This window comes from Algoriphagus sp. oki45, from assembly GCF_036245605.1.
In the GTDB taxonomy this organism is placed as follows: domain Bacteria; phylum Bacteroidota; class Bacteroidia; order Cytophagales; family Cyclobacteriaceae; genus Algoriphagus.
Map to the genome: position 1 here is coordinate 601078 of NZ_BTPC01000001.1, position 15740 is coordinate 616817.

At 44.0% G+C, this 15740-nt stretch carries 15 protein-coding genes; 8 read left to right on the top strand and 7 right to left on the bottom strand.

The genetic code is table 11. The annotated features are described in order from the left end of the window. Positions 1–11: 11 nt before the first annotated feature. The 4 genes from AAA942_RS02625 (at position 12) to AAA942_RS02640 (ending at position 3974) form a co-directional block, all read left to right on the top strand. A complete protein-coding gene (locus AAA942_RS02625) occupies positions 12–779 on the top strand; it encodes a type 1 glutamine amidotransferase domain-containing protein (RefSeq protein ID WP_338218675.1) in 768 nt (255 codons plus the stop codon). A gap of 9 nt (positions 780–788) precedes the next feature. Continuing rightward, the gene (locus tag AAA942_RS02630; RefSeq protein WP_338218676.1) at positions 789–1406 is read left to right on the top strand and encodes an NADPH-dependent F420 reductase; all 618 of its coding nucleotides are present in this window, start codon (positions 789–791) and stop codon (positions 1404–1406) included. A 36-nt stretch (positions 1407–1442) separates the two neighbouring features. Continuing rightward, positions 1443–1790: a hypothetical protein gene (locus AAA942_RS02635; RefSeq protein ID WP_338218677.1), complete on the top strand. Its 348-nt coding sequence runs from the start codon at positions 1443–1445 to the stop codon at positions 1788–1790. A 147-nt stretch (positions 1791–1937) separates the two neighbouring features. Continuing rightward, positions 1938–3974 (top strand): glutamine--tRNA ligase/YqeY domain fusion protein, encoded by a 2037-nt coding sequence (locus AAA942_RS02640; RefSeq protein ID WP_338218678.1) that lies wholly within the window; start codon positions 1938–1940, stop codon positions 3972–3974. Positions 3975–4498: 524 nt separating this feature from the next. Here AAA942_RS02640 and AAA942_RS02645 read toward each other — a convergent pair. Further along, positions 4499–6661 carry a xanthine dehydrogenase family protein molybdopterin-binding subunit gene (locus AAA942_RS02645; protein ID WP_338218680.1) on the bottom strand — a complete coding sequence of 721 codons (2163 nt, stop codon included), beginning with the start codon at positions 6659–6661 and terminating at the stop codon, positions 4499–4501. Positions 6662–6663: 2 nt separating this feature from the next. Next, positions 6664–7122 (bottom strand): (2Fe-2S)-binding protein, encoded by a 459-nt coding sequence (locus AAA942_RS02650; protein WP_338218681.1) that lies wholly within the window; start codon positions 7120–7122, stop codon positions 6664–6666. Between the two features lie 381 nt (positions 7123–7503). Here AAA942_RS02650 and AAA942_RS02655 point away from each other — a divergent pair, with 381 nt between their 5' ends. From AAA942_RS02655 to hrpB, 3 genes are all read left to right on the top strand, one after another. Further along, positions 7504–8652, top strand: coding sequence for a Gfo/Idh/MocA family protein (locus AAA942_RS02655; protein WP_338218682.1), 1149 nt, complete (start codon positions 7504–7506; stop codon positions 8650–8652). Positions 8653–8767: 115 nt separating this feature from the next. Further along, positions 8768–9280 (top strand): DUF2911 domain-containing protein, encoded by a 513-nt coding sequence (locus tag AAA942_RS02660; protein ID WP_338218683.1) that lies wholly within the window; start codon positions 8768–8770, stop codon positions 9278–9280. Positions 9281–9347: 67 nt separating this feature from the next. Next, positions 9348–11834, top strand: coding sequence for an ATP-dependent helicase HrpB (hrpB, locus tag AAA942_RS02665; protein ID WP_338218684.1), 2487 nt, complete (start codon positions 9348–9350; stop codon positions 11832–11834). Here hrpB and AAA942_RS02670 read toward each other — a convergent pair. Together AAA942_RS02670 and AAA942_RS02675 are read right to left on the bottom strand one after the other, a co-directional pair. Further along, a complete protein-coding gene (locus AAA942_RS02670) occupies positions 11818–12453 on the bottom strand; it encodes a hypothetical protein (protein ID WP_338218685.1) in 636 nt (211 codons plus the stop codon). The genes hrpB and AAA942_RS02670 overlap by 17 nt on opposite strands. A 42-nt stretch (positions 12454–12495) precedes the next feature. Next, entirely contained in the window at positions 12496–13017 is a 522-nt protein-coding gene (locus tag AAA942_RS02675) for a HEAT repeat domain-containing protein (RefSeq protein WP_338218686.1), read from the bottom strand. 47 nt (positions 13018–13064) lie between these two features. Between AAA942_RS02675 and AAA942_RS02680 the strand changes: the two genes are divergently transcribed. Next, positions 13065–13769, top strand: a complete 705-nt coding sequence (locus AAA942_RS02680) for a hypothetical protein (protein WP_338218687.1) — start codon at positions 13065–13067, stop codon at positions 13767–13769. A 58-nt stretch (positions 13770–13827) separates the two neighbouring features. Here AAA942_RS02680 and AAA942_RS02685 read toward each other — a convergent pair whose 3' ends face one another. From AAA942_RS02685 to AAA942_RS02695, 3 genes are all read right to left on the bottom strand, one after another. Continuing rightward, positions 13828–14205 (bottom strand): TM2 domain-containing protein, encoded by a 378-nt coding sequence (locus tag AAA942_RS02685; protein ID WP_338218688.1) that lies wholly within the window; start codon positions 14203–14205, stop codon positions 13828–13830. Continuing rightward, the gene (locus AAA942_RS02690) at positions 14198–14503 is read right to left on the bottom strand and encodes a DUF2752 domain-containing protein (RefSeq protein ID WP_338218689.1); all 306 of its coding nucleotides are present in this window, start codon (positions 14501–14503) and stop codon (positions 14198–14200) included. The genes AAA942_RS02685 and AAA942_RS02690 overlap by 8 nt, the downstream gene beginning before the upstream one ends. A 108-nt stretch (positions 14504–14611) precedes the next feature. Further along, positions 14612–15694: an oxygenase MpaB family protein gene (locus AAA942_RS02695; RefSeq protein ID WP_338218690.1), complete on the bottom strand. Its 1083-nt coding sequence runs from the start codon at positions 15692–15694 to the stop codon at positions 14612–14614. Positions 15695–15740: the final 46 nt, after the last annotated feature.

A 15740-nucleotide genomic window follows, 5' to 3' on the forward strand; every position in this document is an offset into this window, starting at 1 on the left:
TCAAAACAATCATGAATCAAATTTTAGAGAAAAACACTTACGTACATTTTCACGGCGCTCCCAGCAAAGGAAAGATCTTGATGGTAGCTAGTTCACCTACCGTCTCTAAGCAAACAGGTTGGCCTATCGGCTTCTGGATCGCCGAATTGACCCATCCATTGCGGGTTTTCCAAGAAGCTGGATATGAAGTGGAACTGGTATCAACCGAAGGAGGAAAATTGGAAATGGATGCCTATTCCAATCCCACCGGTGCGAGTGGCTATTCCGCACATGATGTGATTTCCTTGGGCTATTTACAAAAGCCGGAATTCAAAGCCATGCTGGAAAACACCAAAAAACTGACGGAAGTCTATCCTGCTGACTATGCAGCCATTTTTTTGGTCGGGGGTCAAGGACCCATGTATACCTTCCGGGGAAATAACGATTTGGAAAAGCTTTTTGTGGAGTTCTATGAAGCCGGCAAGCCCAGTGCCGCAGTTTGTCATTCGACTACCCTCCTTTTGAAAGCCAAAAAATCAAACAGAGAACTGCTTGTGTCAGGAAAAACCTGGACAGGTTTTGCCGATGCGGAAGAAGAGTTTGCAGATCAGGCGGTAGGAATGAAAATCCAGCCTTATCGGATTGAAGATGAGGCTCGAAAACTTTCCGGAACCAATTTCAAAGTTGCTGCGCCGTTTTCCTCTTATACCATTCAGGATGGAAATTTGATCACGGGTCAACAGCAAAACTCCGGTGCTGCAGCGGCTGAGTTGGTGGTGAATTTTTTAAATAAACAGTAACTTATTGCTATGAAAATCGCAATCATCGGCACCGGAAATGTAGGTGGTACTTTGGCCACTAAGTGGGCCAAAGCCGGACATAAAATCAATCTTGGAGTTCAGGATACAGCCAATTTCAAAGGAAAAGAACTCCTGAACAATCCCAACACACAGGTTTTTCCGATAACAGAAGCCGTCAAAGAATCTGAAGTAATCCTGATTGCCACCCCTGCCCCTGCTGCTGTGGAAGTTGCCATAAGTTTGGGTGATACCACCGGCAAAATCATTATCGACTCGATGAACATCGTCATGGGACGAGGACCTGCCGGCTTCAAAACCACCGCAGAAGCCATCCTCGCGCATACCCAAACCCGAGACCTAGTCAAATGCTTTAACACGACAGGATTTAACAATATGGCCAATCCAAAATATGGGGAAACGGCTTTGGATATGTTTGTGGCTGGAGATAGTGAGAAGGGGAAAAGTGTAGCAATTCAGCTAGCCAAAGATACTGGATTTGGAGAATGCTATTCCATTGGTGGGAATGACAAATTTGAGCTAATGGAGCAGTTTGCCTGGTTTTGGATCAATCTGGCCATGTTTCAAGGTCAGGGAAGGGAAATTGGGTTTAAGTTGCTGAAGCGGTAAGTTTCTCCGACCTTGGTATTGAAGAATCCGATTATCATGCAAGAAACCTGGACTTTTGATTTTTCCCCAACCTCCAATACAAAAGGGGAATTGGAAGAAATTTTAGCCGAAAGAGAACAGGAACTCGGGATTTTCCTCTCCTATTATTACAAAAAAGAAGGAGCTGTCGCTGAAAAAGTCAAGCTCATATCCGATCCTGAATTTGAGTCAATTACTACTGGCTCCATGGTCTTGGAGTTTGAATTAGTGCATTTCAATGCCTGCTTGGCTATTCACGAGCAGCAAAAAGAGGAAATGAAAATCGGTTTTGAGATAGACTGGGAGGATCAAAAATTGATATTAACCGGGCCCTATTGGCCTGAGCGAGGCATGGACGAGATTTAAGACTTTAGACACAAGATTTTAGATCGCTAACATCCGACATCGGTCTTCCCCGCCTGCGTCGGGCAGGGGTCTTCCATCTCCAGTCTTCACTGCTTTTTAATTGCAATTCCTTTCAATTAAAGTATTTTTGGGCCTCTATTAAGAATTATGAAAGAATCTACCGAGTCCCTGAATTTTATAGAACATATCATCGAGGAAGATCTGGCTGTAGGGTTTTCGAAAGAAAATCTTCGATTCAGATTCCCACCCGAACCCAATGGCTACCTTCATATTGGCCATGCGGCCTCCATTTGTTTGAATTTTGGTTTAGGAGAAAAATACCAAGCTCCTGTAAATCTGAGATTTGACGATACCAATCCATCCAAGGAAGAACAGGAATATGTCGATGCCATCAAGCGGGATATTGCTTGGCTTGGATTCAAATGGGCTAATGAATGCTATGCCTCTGACTACTTCCTGCAGCTCCACGATTGGGCAGTAGAGCTTATCAAAAAAGATAAAGCTTACGTCGATCAGCAAACTTCAGAGCAAATCGCTTCGCAAAAAGGCACTCCAACTACCCCCGGAACTGACAGCCCATATAGAAATCGTCCAGTTGGAGAGAGTTTGGATCTTTTCGAACGGATGAAAAATGGGGAATTCCCTGCTGGAAGCTATGTTTTGAGAGCCAAAATCGACATGGCTTCTCCCAATATGCACATGCGGGATCCGATTTTATACCGGATCATCAATGCCCATCACCACCGAACCGGAAACAAATGGTGCATTTACCCCATGTATGACTGGGCACACGGCGAATCGGATTACATCGAGCAAGTCTCTCACTCCCTCTGCACCTTGGAATTCAAAGCTCATCGTGAACTTTACGATTGGTATTTGGACCAAATCGTGGATCCGGCCAAGTTGAGACCGAAGCAACGAGAATTCGCCAGAAGAAATCTTAGCTACACCGTTATGAGCAAGCGAAAGCTACTCGAATTGGTACAAAAGAAAGTGGTAGCAGGATGGGATGATCCAAGGATGCCTACCATATCTGGATTAAGAAGACGAGGCTATACTCCTACCTCCATCCGTAAATTCAGCGACTTGGCAGGTATTGCCAAGCGGGATAATGTGACTGATGTTTCCTTGTTGGAATTCTGCATCCGGGAGGATTTGAACCAAACTGCTACCCGTGTGATGGGAGTTTTGAATCCTGTGAAATTGGTCATTACCAATTATCCAGAAGGAAAATCAGAAATTCTTCATTTGGAAAATAACCCTGAAGAGGCAAATTCAGGTACGCATGAGGTGCCATTTTCCAGGGAATTATACATTGAGCGAGAGGACTTTAAAGAGGACGCTGGAAAGAACTTCTTCCGACTTTCTCTGGGAAATGAAGTTCGGCTGAAAAGCGCCTATATCATCAAAGGAGAATCAGTGATCAAAGATGCTTCCGGTGAAATTCAGGAAATCCATTGTACCTATGATCCGGAATCCAGATCCGGAAGCGGAACAGAAGCCAGTGAGCGAAAAGTGAAGGGAACCTTGCATTGGGTATCCATTGCCCATGCGATCAAAGCTGAGGTTCGGGAATACGATCGATTGTTTTTGGATGAAGCACCGGATGCCCATGAGGAAAAGGGCTTTTTGGAATTCATCAATCCAAACTCATTGAATATCATCAAAGAAGCTTATTTAGAGCCCTTTTTGGCCAAGGCGACTTTGGAAGATAAATTCCAATTCCAGCGCTTGGGTTATTTCACCTTGGATCCTGATTCCAAAGAAGGCCGGTTGATTTTCAATAAAACAGTGGGTTTAAAGGATACTTGGGCGAAGCAAAATACTCAAGCTCCTGCCCAAAATCAGCCCAAACCCCAAGCTCAGCCACAAAATCAGCCTCAGAAAAAGGCAATCAATGAAATCCAGCAAATAGGGAAAAAGTTGACCAATCTATCTGGCGACAAACTGGAAACGGCTATGAATTCGATTCGTGAATTTGCCGAGGAGGTAAGCTATGAGGAGTTGGAGCCACTATTTGGAACAGCCGTAAAGAAAACCGGAACTCGAATCGCGGTTGCGTTAGCTTTGGGAGTTTTATTGAAAAAAGGACAAGCCAAAAATCAGGCGATTGGGGAGTTCATTGCATCAGCCAAAGCGGATGAAAATGAAATTCTGAGTGCGGAAGCGAAGAAATTGGATTGAAAGATTACAAGATTTGAAAATTGAAAAACTGATCAAAAGATCAACTCTATAATCTCTCACAAAGCATATTTATATTTAAAGAGCCTCTAATTGATTTTAGAGGCTCTTTTCATTTTCCAGCTGAGAAATATGCTTTGCCTCGAAAAGAACAAGCTGGGAAGACATTTTACAAAAAGTCCAATTCAAAAAAATTAACCACATAGACACAATAGAAGACATACAAGTATTGCTATTCATCTCAAATCCTATGTGCCTATGTGGTAAAATTAGTTAGTCTTTCTTCTCTATTGGCAGGACTTTCCTCAGACAAATGCTGCTTTTGGAAAAGCAGCATAACATCAAGATCGTGAGCCATTTTTACTGGAAGTCAACCTTCAAAAATTTTTAACCACATAGACACAATAGAAAACATAGAGCATAGCTATGCACCCATAAACTATCTGAATCTATGTGCCTATGTGGTGAATAAATAAAAAATGCTGCCTCTGAAGAAGCAGCATTGGTATGGGTTATCATTCCTCCCCTTAGGCTCTTCGAATCTCCAGCTTAATATCGGAGAATTCCTTCTGCTCGATAAACGGCTGGCTTCTGAGTCTTCGACCTGTCGCGGAGAAAATCGCATTGGCAATCGCTCCGCCTGTAGGTGGAAGGGCTGGTTCACCCAAGCCAGTTGGATCAAAACCGGAATCCAAGAAGTGGGTTTCGATCTCAGGCACTTCTTTGAGTCTGATCAAACGGTAAGAATCAAAGTTTCTCTGCTTGGGTACCCCATTCTCGAAAGTGAGGTTAGTATACATTGCGTGGCCCATGCCGTCTACGATTCCACCTCGTACCTGATGATTGGCGCCCGTCGGATTCACGACCATCCCGCAATCGGTCACGGCAGTGATCTTTTTCAAAACCGGTGTACCGCTTTGCATTTCGATATTAGCTACCTGAGCCACATAGGATCGATGGGAGAAATACACTGAGAAACCTTGCTTCACATTCGGATCTTTGCCCCAATTGGACTTTTCAGCTGCCATTTTCACTACGCCGATCATTCGGTCCACATCGTAGCCCAGCTCGCCGACGGGATTGGTTTTGGCTCGATTGAGTAATTCCAAACGGAATTCTACCGGATCTTTTCCAGCTTCCAAGGCCACTTCATCCAAGAAGCTTTGCTCTGCATAAGCCAAGAAGTTAGTAATCGGAGCTCTCCAGGCGTTGGTAGTGATGCTTGACTCATAGTTGACACTTTCGATTAAAACGTTGTCCACTGCACCGGATGGGAAATTGTTTTCGCGGGTAGAATTCCCGGCATTCATTCCCACACCTCGAAGTTTGTAGCCGATCATTTCACCGGATTCATTCAATGCCGCCTCAAATCGATAACGAACTGCAGGGCGATAGGCTCCTCCGGTCAATTCATCTTCCCGGTTCCAAGTTACTTTTACCGGAGCGTTGATAGCTTTGGAGATATGAACTGCTTCTTCTATATAATCGGCTCTTAATCTTCTTCCGAAACCACCTCCCAGTCGGGTGATTTCCACGGTAATATTTTCCGCAGGAACACCCAAAATCTGTGCGGCAGATTGCCTGGCACGATCCGGAGTTTGGGTAGGCCCTATCAATTCGCATTTGTCACCCTGCACATGGGCAAAGAAATTTTCCGGCTCCATCGGTGAATGAGCCAAGAAAGGGCACTGATATTCGGCAGTGACAACTTTTGCCGCACCTTTGAAGACCGCATCCACATTGCCGTCTTTTCTTCTTACTTCTGCCTTGCCTGAAGCCATTAAATCGGCAAAAATTCGGTCATGATCCGCCGAGCTTTCGACGGTGCCGTCTGGTTCGTATTCCACTTTCAACAACTTTTTGGCCTTCATCAATGGCCAGGTGGACTCACCTACCACTGCCACGCTTGTGCCAAAAGTGACCACATCTGTAATTCCTGAAACTGCTCTAGCGGCAGCATCATCTACGGATTTGATCTTCATTCCAAAAGGAGCTCGCTGAACCATGGCCTGTTTCATTCCCTCCCGATAGAAATCCAATCCAAAAAGTGGTTTTCCGGTGTACATTTCCTTGGCATCTACGTTTTTCACCGGAGTGCCGATGATTTTGAAATCCTTCTTATCCTTCAACGTCACCTCATCTGGTGCTTGAATAGTGGCAGCCTCTGCAACAAATTCCCCAAAATGCCCGCTCTTACCAGAGTTTTTATGGGAAATGATTCCTTTTTCTACGCTGATTTCTTCAGCCGGAACATTCCAGGTTTTTGCCGCAGCGGCAACCAAAACATATTTTGCGGTAGCACCCGCTTTTCGGAGTCTTTCCCAGCTATGAGGCATAGCTCCTGATCCACCGGTAAGCTGACGGTCGTATTTTTCCGTATCCAAATTGGCTTGGACTACACGCACTTTTTCCCAATCCGCATCCAATTCCTCGGCCACGACCATGGGGAATGATGTCTTGATATTCTGACCCAACTCGGGATTTGGAGAGTAGATGACCACATCTCCGGTAGGAGAAATAGAGAGGTACGCATTGAAGGATTTGGCTTGTGCCAAAATTTCATCCGTGCTCAATGCCTCAATTTTGGGAGAATCACAGCTAAACCAATTGAAACCGATAAACAAACCACCTGCTGTGGTTCCTGCTATTTTGAGAAAATCTCTTCTGCTTGCTCTGCTTATTGTTTTCATGATTATTTGGATTTAGCGGCTAGGGCAACTGCTTCACGAATCTTGTGGTAAGTCCCGCATCGACAGATATTTCTGTTCATTGCGTTGTCTATTTCCTCCATAGAGGGGCTTGGATTCTGTTCCAAAAAAGCGGCCGCTGTCATAATCTGACCAGCTTGGCAATAGCCACATTGAGCTACATCGACTTCTTCCCAAGCTTTTTGTACCGGATGATCTCCTTTTTCAGAAAGCCCTTCGATGGTAGTCACTTCTGAATTTCCAACGCTGGAAATGGGAGTCACACAGGAAAAAGTAGCTTTTCCATCCAGATGTACCGTACATGCTCCACATTGGGCAATGCCGCAGGAAAATTTGGTACCGACCATGCCCAAGTGGTCTCGAAGTACCCAAAGAAGCGGGGTATCATCTTCGACATCCACGCTATGGGATTTGCCGTTGATTTTTAAGTTATAGTTTGCCATGGGTAAATTAACGTTTGGAAGTAAATTAAAGAAAATCAGTCCTTTTTGAAAGCCGTTTTTTCATAATGATCCCAATTCCATATGAATGGTTCAAATCATTTTTAGAAATGGTTAAGGTTTGGAGTTTGGTTTTTTCATTCTCGGTATTCAAGGAGCGCTTTGAATTGCTTCTATTGGAATAAAATGAACTTTCATAATTCGATCAGTTGAAATGCCACAGAATAAACATGCAGCTGTAAACTTTGGGGAAAGGAAAATCTAAATGGATCTTTTGAGCTGATTTCCAAGACTTCCTGATTTTGAATTTCGATTTTGAGTGATTTCATCCCAAAATTTCTAAATTCAAGCCCTATTTATAATCTACAAAACCAAAATAAACCTATGTCCCAAACCATCAAAGCGGCCATTGTAGGCACTGGATTTATCGGACCAGCGCACCTTGAAGCTCTCCGAAGAATTCCCAATGTAGAAGTGGTAGCCCTCGTAGAAGTCAATCAGGAATTGGCCGATGAAAAAGCAAAATTGCTTGGAATTCCTCGGGCATATCTTTTCGATGAGATGCTCAAGCAGCCGGATATCGATGTAGTTCATATCTGTACTCCAAATTTTCTCCATTATGCTCAAGCCAAGGCCGTGCTGGAGGCTGAAAAGCATGTCATCTGCGAAAAACCCTTGGCAGTCAAAATCCACGAAGCCGAAGAGTTGGTAAAAATTGCCTCAACGACCGGCTTGGTCAATGCGGTACATTTCAACCTCCGCTATTACCCTATGGTCCGCCAAATGAAGGTCATGCGTGAAAAGGGAGAATTGGGCGAAGTGTATAACATCATGGGGTCATACCTTCAGGACTGGTTGTATTTAGCCACAGATTACAACTGGAGATTGGAACCGGACAAATCAGGAGATTCCCGGGCTATAGCAGATATCGGATCACATCTTTTGGATATCACGGAGTATGTGACCGGCTTGAAAATCACCGAAGTGATGGCTGATTTCTCCACCGTTCACAAGACCCGATTGAAGCCTTTGAAGCCGATCGAAACCTACTCAGGAAAAATGCTGACTATGGACGACTATGAAGAAGTGCCGATCAATACTGAAGACCATGCCACGGTACTACTTCGCTTTGATAATGGTTCTAAAGGTTCCATCACCGTTTCTCAGGTAAACGCGGGCCGCAAAAACCGTCTGAATATCGAGATCGCAGGCTCTAAGTCAAATTTTGAATTCAATTCAGAAAGACCAAACGAGCTTTGGATCGGTAAGCGTGAAAAAGCCAACGAGCAGCTGATGAAAGATCCATCCCTGTTCCACAGAGAGGCTTCATCCCTGATCAGTTTCCCTGGAGGTCACAATGAAGGCTTCCCGGATACTTCCAAGCAGATGTTCAAAGAGGTCTATGCCGCTATTGCCGAAGGCAAACAGCCCTCCTCTCCCACTTTCCCGACTTTTGCAGATGGTCTGAGAGAATTGATCATTGGCGAACGAATCGTAGAAAGCAACAAAAAACAAGCTTGGGTTAAAATTTAATTTGGTCCGCTTCAGGTCATTTTGAGCAAAAGCTCAATTTGACCTATGGTTTTTATAATTTAATGTTCTTATTTACGTTCATTATCCTCAATCACTTACCTAAATCAACATTACCATGAACATCAAAAAAGCACTACTTTCTTTCTTTCTTCTTGCAGTGTCTGCATCCTTCGTTTTAGCTCAGGAAAAAGCAAGTCCAGCAATGACTGCCGAGGGTACTGCCGGAGGTGCAAAAATCACCATCAATTATTCTTCTCCTGCCGTAAAAGGCCGAACCATTTGGGGAGACCTAGTTCCATTGGGTCAGGTATGGAGAGCAGGAGCCAACGAAGCGACTACTTTCACTACTGACAAGGACATCTTGGTAGAAGGTCAAATGTTGCCTGCAGGTACCTACAGCTTCTTTATCATTCCCAATGAAGGTTCCTCTACCCTTATTTTCAACAAAGTGGCCAAGCAGTGGGGCGCATTTAACTACGACGCCAAAGAAGACCAATTGCGGGTCAATGTGCCTTCAGAGCAGACCTCTACTATGGAAGAGCGATTGGTTTATCGGGTGAATTCAGGTGGGTTTGAAGTGGCTTGGGAATACGGTAAAGCCGCTGCCAAAATTGCTTCTGCGAATTGATCAGAAAATAGGTTTATCTACTTAGCCATCCGGTTTATTCCGGATGGCTTTTTTATTTTTGTGCTCCATGTCCAAATTCAATCCTTTTTCATTTGATCTCCCTGTTTCGGAAATAATTCCTGAGGTCAAAAAACAACTATCCTCTTCCAATTCCTTAATCATTCAAGCTCCTCCGGGTGCCGGAAAAAGTACGCTTTTGCCTTTGGCATTACTCGACCAACCGTGGCTAGCAGGAAAAAAAATCATCATGCTCGAACCACGACGATTGGCTACGAAAAGCATTGCCCAGCGAATGGCGGACATGCTTGGAGAAAGTGTAGGGAAAACAGTCGGATATCGGATCCGCTTCGAATCGGCCATTTCCAATCAAACCCGGCTGGAAGTCATCACAGAGGGAATCCTTACTCGAATGATGCATCAGGACAATGCCCTGGAAGAAGTTGGCCTGGTGATTTTTGACGAGTTCCATGAGCGGAATCTATTTTCTGAGGTTGCCTTGGCTTTGGCCAGAGAAGTTCAGCAAGTCCTCCGACCTGATCTGAGAATTCTTCTGATGTCTGCCACTATTGACGCAGAGCAGCTTTCCGAACTTTTGGGATCCAAAGTCATTGAAAGTCAAGGGCGACAATACCCTGTGGAGGTCCATTACCTCAATGAAGTCGATGAATACGCCATCGGTGAGGATACAGCCCGTAACATCATCCCTTTGACCAAAAAGCATTCGGGAGATTTTTTGGTCTTTTTGCCAGGACAAGGAGAAATCAAAAAAGCAGAAGAAATCCTCAGAAAAGCGCTTCCCGAGGATGCAATTGTTCCGCTTTACGGACAACTTTCTCCATCGGAGCAAAATCGGGCTATTCTCCCGCATCCTTCGGGGAAAAGGAAAATTGTACTCTCTACCGACATTGCCGAGACTTCGCTTACTATCGAGGGTGTTCGAGTGGTCGTAGATTCTGGTTTTGCCAAATCCAATCGTTTTGATCCACGTTCAGGTCTTTCCCGACTTGTACTTCATCGGATCAGCAAAGATTCTGCGGATCAAAGAAGTGGGCGGGCAGGCCGATTGACTGCGGGTCAGTCCTACCGCCTTTGGACCAAAGCCATTCAAGCTCAATTGGCAGAATATCGCACTCCAGAGCTTTTGGAGGCAGATCTGACTTCGCTTGTGCTCGATATGAAGGCTTGGGGAAAAGACGATATTCGATCCATGACCTGGCTGACTCCCCCTCCTGCAGGTACTTTGGCCCTTTCCGAAAAAGTGCTGGAAGCCATCGATGCTGTGGAAGATGGAAAACTTACCAATCACGGAAAGGAAATCCATCAGCTACCTGTTCATCCCCGTATTGCACATATGCTGATCTACGCCAAGCGGATGGATCAATTGGCTTTAGCCACTGATGTTGCCGCTGTTTTAGAAGAACGGGATCCACTGCCAGCAGATGCAGGGGTGGATTTAATTCTGAGAATTGATGCCCTTCGAAGATATCGTGATCGGGGTGTCAGCATGTCCCGAATCAAAAAAATCGAAAAAGTAGCAGCTCAGTATCGCAGTCTTTTTACTATTCAGCCGGAAAACAAACCTGCCGATCCTTGGGCTACAGGATTACTTTTGGCTTATGCTTATCCTGAGCGGATCGCTGCAGCTCGGCCGGGAAACAATGCTCAGTTTCAGCTTTCCAACGGAAAAATTGCTCAAATCGGCCATCGGGATGATTTGGCACATGAGTCTTGGCTGGCTGTTGCCCATGTAGATGCTCGGGAAGGCATAGGAAAAATCTGGCTAGCAGCACCCTTGAATCCCAAAGATTTGGCTCCCATGCTCAAGACCAAAGAAGTCCTTGAATGGGATCGAAAGAAAGGAGGATTGATTGCCCACTCAGAGATCCGGATTGGAGCCATAATTTTGGGTACTAGGCCCCTGCAAAAGTTTGACCAGTCCTTGGCTAAGCAAGCCATTCTTAAGGCAATCCAAGAAGAAGGCCAATTTCTTCTCGACTGGAATGAGGATGCGATGCAATTGATCTGCCGTGTGCATTCGTTAAAAAAATGGAATCCAGATCAAAACTGGCCTGAATGGTCGATAGCTATTCTTTGCAAAAACTCACCGGAATGGCTGGAACCCTACTTGGATACGGTTTCCAAAAATGAGGATTTTAAAAAATTGGACCTGAGTCAAATCCTACTGCACCACCTTTCATTTGAGCAGCAGCAATTTTTGGAATCGTTGGCACCAGCCAAAATCTCCGTGCCTTCAGGCAGTCAGATCAAACTGGAATACAAAGAGGACGGTGGTACTCCCCTGCTTTCTGTTCGTTTGCAGGAATTATTTGGTCTTCTGGACACCCCAAAAGTCAATCAGGGAAAAGTGGCTGTTTTGATCGAAATGCTATCTCCAGGCTTCAAACCCGTACAGCTTACCCAGGATCTGAAGAGTTTTTGGGCAAATGGATATTTTGAAGTGAAAAAAGAACTGAAACGTCGCTATCCCAAGCACGAGTGGCCTGAAAATCCTTTAGAAGCTGAAGCGGTAAGGGGTGTCAGGAGGAAATCTTAATTTCTAAATGATCCAAAAAATCCAAAAGTTGAAGAAATGAAGCGATGGTGAAAGGAGTCATTTCTCGATGATTGATTTCGCTAAGATAGATTTCCCTCAGTATTGAGTAGTCGTCTGGATTGTAAAGTCTAGCCAAGGTCACACCTCTAAAGGCATAATAAACGAAGTTTTGCGTGCGAAACTCATGCTGATTTCTTTGGGCAAATTCCTTTTCTAGGAGCTGGGGTTTGATCATCTGATCCAACCAATGAAAACCATGACTGACAAAAAATTTTTCTGCCGCCATTATAGCTTCGGCAAGTTGAGAATTGTTTGAAAGGACAAATCTTTTGGGTATTTCTTTTCCAATTTTATCAGGAGTCTGAATTAAGGTGATGGATCTTTCGGCATAATCGCTCAGCGTAGGCAAAAACTGATGGATAATTTCTTCTACCTGATCTATTCGGATTCCTAATTTATATTCCAAATAAGCGGCATCCGGATACTCCTGATAATGAATGAAAATCACCTGCTTGCCATGCTTCTGTGATTTTTCAAGAATGAAGGTGGAAGGATGTAGGCTATAGCCAAAATCCTCAAAGAAATTCTGTTGTAACTCAATGACTTCAAACCCATCCATACATGATTTTAAACTTCCAAAAAAATCAAATGTTGTATCTGGTCAGTTAAATAATTCTCTCATCTCTTGAAGCATAGGTTCTACTTCCAATTTTTTGATGGCCAGACTTCCTTCATCTTCTGGATTGTGCAGGTAGTGGTTCCAGTGCTTCTCTGCTTTGCGGATGGTTCTTGGAGTGATGTCAAACTCCACACTGTCGAGTAAGTCTTTTGCTAAAGTAGAAGCCTTGAAATTGCCAAATAGATAAACTTTCAATAAGTCTACAAAGCGGTCACTTAGGTCAAATTCTTCGAGTACTTGTACCAGTTCTCCTTGTACTGATTTATTCTTTCGATCGAAAACAGCTTCAAATATTGCATCAAGAGATTCTTCATTCCATTGAGTCTTGGAAAGAGAATGACAGGCCAAGAATGCTGTCTCCCAATGATCACCTTTTACCAGATCAATCAGTCGGTTCTTTACCTCTTCGTCTGCCATTTTTCCCAGTTTTTCTGCAAAATGATACGCATCATTTTCTTTGGGGTCAGTCATTCGGGCAAAAAGCTTTTCGATTTCCTCGCTCATGATTTCTTGGTTTATTTGCACAAAGATAGCCTTTCAAGCCATCCGGTATGTTGAAAATTCCCGATTCCCTTTTCATTGATCAAAAGAAATGTGAAGAAATCCTGAAGAGGGCTTCCCAGGAAGGATTGGAGATCAATTACTTGTCGGCCAAGCATCAAGTTGTTTTAGAGAAAAAACAGGAATGGTTGGCAAAAATCTTTCTGTCTTGGGGCACAATTTGGGATGCTGAAAAAGGAATGGCACCTATAGATAATGCTCATTTTGCTTTAGCACTTATCAAATCAGGCCAGGCTGCATTAGGGTATTTTCATCGGGGAAAATTGGAGGATCACAAAGTATTTCGTGCATACATGGTTCGAAAAAAACAGGGAAAATCTCAAATCAAACATCTGAAAACCAAAGGGAAATCCAGGGCAGGTTCAAGAATCCGACTGGAGGAAACACAACGATTTTTTGAGGAAATCAATGAACGGCTCAATGCTTATGACCATCAGTTTCTTTTGGATTTTTGGGGAATAAGCTGCTCAAAAACCCTTTGGCCTTTTTTGTTTTCCTCTTCCAACCCTCCTCCATTTTCTTCGGATTCCAGGCAGTTGATTGAGCTTCCTTTTCATGTATCTCAGGCATCTTTTGAGGAATTGCAGCAAGCCGGAAAGCTTTTGAGCGGATTCCATCTTCTGCTTTCTGAAGCAGGTGAAAGTCACTTTTCGGATCTTTTCCATTCTCGGGAAGATCAAGAAGATGACTGGTAAAGAAAAACCCCTGAAAACCTAAGGAAATCAGGGGTCAGTTAATGTGTTTTGTTAAATCTTAGATTTGAGAAGATCCTGTTCCGGGAAAGTTGTTGGTGATCATAGATAGGGTCTCATGGGCCATTTTGATATTGTATTCGTATGCCAGACTCTTGTAATTGACCAAGTCCACGATGGTACCGATAAAACACAACCCCACGGTCAGGATATAGAGAATTCCTAATCCTACCTGTCCAAGGATAAAGCGATGAAGGCCTGCAAATCCAAAGAAACCGATCAGAGTCAGGATCAGGATCATTTGAGAATCCTTTCTTCTTGCCCGGTATACCTGAGCAAATAAAGAAGCTTGATCTTCATCCATGTTTTTCATCAATCCCTGGATGTAGCCCAGTTCCATTCCTTCCAGTTCGGGAAGGTGTCTCAATACATTAGCCATAATTGTGTGTTGTTTTTAGGTTTTTGATTAAAGTCCAAATTCTGTGAAAGATCACCCCATAAGCCAGCATAGCCAATGGATGCATAGACCAAGAAGCTTCAAAATCCCCTCTTGCCAGAAGGTTCATTGACCGTCCCAATCCACAACCCGGGCACCAGCTAAATCCCAAATGATCCAAGGGACAGAGCGTGAAATGTGCCTCAGCACTCGGCTGAATCGTCAGGATGGCAAGCAAACTTCCGATCCAAAAAACCAATTCCAAGGGAACACTTCTCAGCTTGGTGATGAATTCTTTCATGTAAGGGAATGTACGAAAAAGGTGCCAGCTGGCAAATCTGCCTCAAAATGCGATTCAGGGCATACTATTCAAAACAATTGTTAAAATAGTGGACAAGTAAGTGTCCGTTTATGTACGCTTCAGTTCAGGAAGGCTGATTTTCAATACTTGGCCAAAGCGCTCTTTTTGCTGTTTTTCCAGATTTCTTCGGATGCTGGAGTACCCTTTTTGACCTCCGTAATTTTTCCAGCCCAAAAATGTAAACATCAAGCCCAGAATATCACCTGAGTAGCTAATTCCTTTTTCCAAACCAAGCACATCGGCAGGTTCCTTTCCCAAAAAGAAGCGGAGAATCCCCTGAACTTGGGTTTGAATTATAGGTTCAGGTATGGCTTCTTCGTAAAATGAGATCAAGGATCGGATCAATTTTTTTCCGGCTGCAGAAGACTTGAGGTGTCGCTTTCGAATATGCCTATCCAGTTCAATAGCCTCTTTTGGTGTATCAGGCCAGAAGGTGACATCGATCCCCATCAGTTCCCCTACCCACTTCCAATAGCAAAGTACGTCCGCCTGTTGCCTCTCTGTTGGGGCAAATCCCATTTTGGTCAGTCCTCTCAGGACGATAAAGCTGAAGGCCAAATTGGTGCCAAGCATGTCTTCCTGATTGACTGGTTTACCGAAGGAATCGTCCCAGTCTTGAGCATATCGACGGATAAAAAAACGGCTAAAGGCATGAATCAAACGAACTTTTGCACAGACTAGATAAGCCTCCCTGCTTTCGAAAAAAGCTCCAGGTTTAAAGATCTCCATCACAAAAGCACTGGTTTCACCCAATCGCTCGCCGATTTGATCCACAATTCGATTCGATCGGACCAAAACTTCGGCACCATCAGCAAAGGCATAGCAGTATGGAAGGGAATAAAAACCCAGCATAGCTAAATACAGATCGCCTCTTTTCTCAAAAAATGCCTGAGCTCTAGCCAGCAAATTTTTGTCGGCTCCTTGGGCTTTATCCAGGTAGAACTGGAAAAAATCTTTCAATTCTTCCGGAAAATCATCTGGAAATGCCTCTGGAATCATCTTCCAACCATTGATTACAGAAACATGCTTTGGGGATTGAATCAAAAATAAAACCGCCTTGTCTGCAAGAGGATCTTCCTTTTGCCTCAATTCGTCGAAAAAAGAATCCGTATAAAGCTTTAATTTTTGCACATCATTCTAACACCCATTTTGTAATTTGGTTGGCAAAAGTCAATGC

Excerpts from the sequence above, each read along its gene's own strand:
- AAA942_RS02685 (WP_338218688.1), bottom strand. The coding sequence starts at position 14,205 with ATGGCTAATGTATTGAGACACCTTCCCGAACTGGAAGGAATGGAACTG.
- AAA942_RS02655 (WP_338218682.1), top strand. The coding sequence starts at position 7,504 with ATGTCCCAAACCATCAAAGCGGCCATTGTAGGCACTGGATTTATCGGA.
- AAA942_RS02650 (WP_338218681.1), bottom strand. The coding sequence starts at position 7,122 with ATGGCAAACTATAACTTAAAAATCAACGGCAAATCCCATAGCGTGGAT.
- AAA942_RS02645 (WP_338218680.1), bottom strand. The coding sequence starts at position 6,661 with ATGAAAACAATAAGCAGAGCAAGCAGAAGAGATTTTCTCAAAATAGCA.
- hrpB (WP_338218684.1), top strand. The coding sequence starts at position 9,348 with ATGTCCAAATTCAATCCTTTTTCATTTGATCTCCCTGTTTCGGAAATA.
- AAA942_RS02690 (WP_338218689.1), bottom strand. The coding sequence starts at position 14,503 with ATGAAAGAATTCATCACCAAGCTGAGAAGTGTTCCCTTGGAATTGGTT.
- AAA942_RS02680 (WP_338218687.1), top strand. The coding sequence starts at position 13,065 with ATGTTGAAAATTCCCGATTCCCTTTTCATTGATCAAAAGAAATGTGAA.
- AAA942_RS02635 (WP_338218677.1), top strand. The coding sequence starts at position 1,443 with ATGCAAGAAACCTGGACTTTTGATTTTTCCCCAACCTCCAATACAAAA.
- AAA942_RS02660 (WP_338218683.1), top strand. The coding sequence starts at position 8,768 with ATGAACATCAAAAAAGCACTACTTTCTTTCTTTCTTCTTGCAGTGTCT.
- AAA942_RS02630 (WP_338218676.1), top strand. The coding sequence starts at position 789 with ATGAAAATCGCAATCATCGGCACCGGAAATGTAGGTGGTACTTTGGCC.
- AAA942_RS02640 (WP_338218678.1), top strand. The coding sequence starts at position 1,938 with ATGAAAGAATCTACCGAGTCCCTGAATTTTATAGAACATATCATCGAG.
- AAA942_RS02670 (WP_338218685.1), bottom strand. The coding sequence starts at position 12,453 with ATGGATGGGTTTGAAGTCATTGAGTTACAACAGAATTTCTTTGAGGAT.
- AAA942_RS02675 (WP_338218686.1), bottom strand. The coding sequence starts at position 13,017 with ATGAGCGAGGAAATCGAAAAGCTTTTTGCCCGAATGACTGACCCCAAA.
- AAA942_RS02625 (WP_338218675.1), top strand. The coding sequence starts at position 12 with ATGAATCAAATTTTAGAGAAAAACACTTACGTACATTTTCACGGCGCT.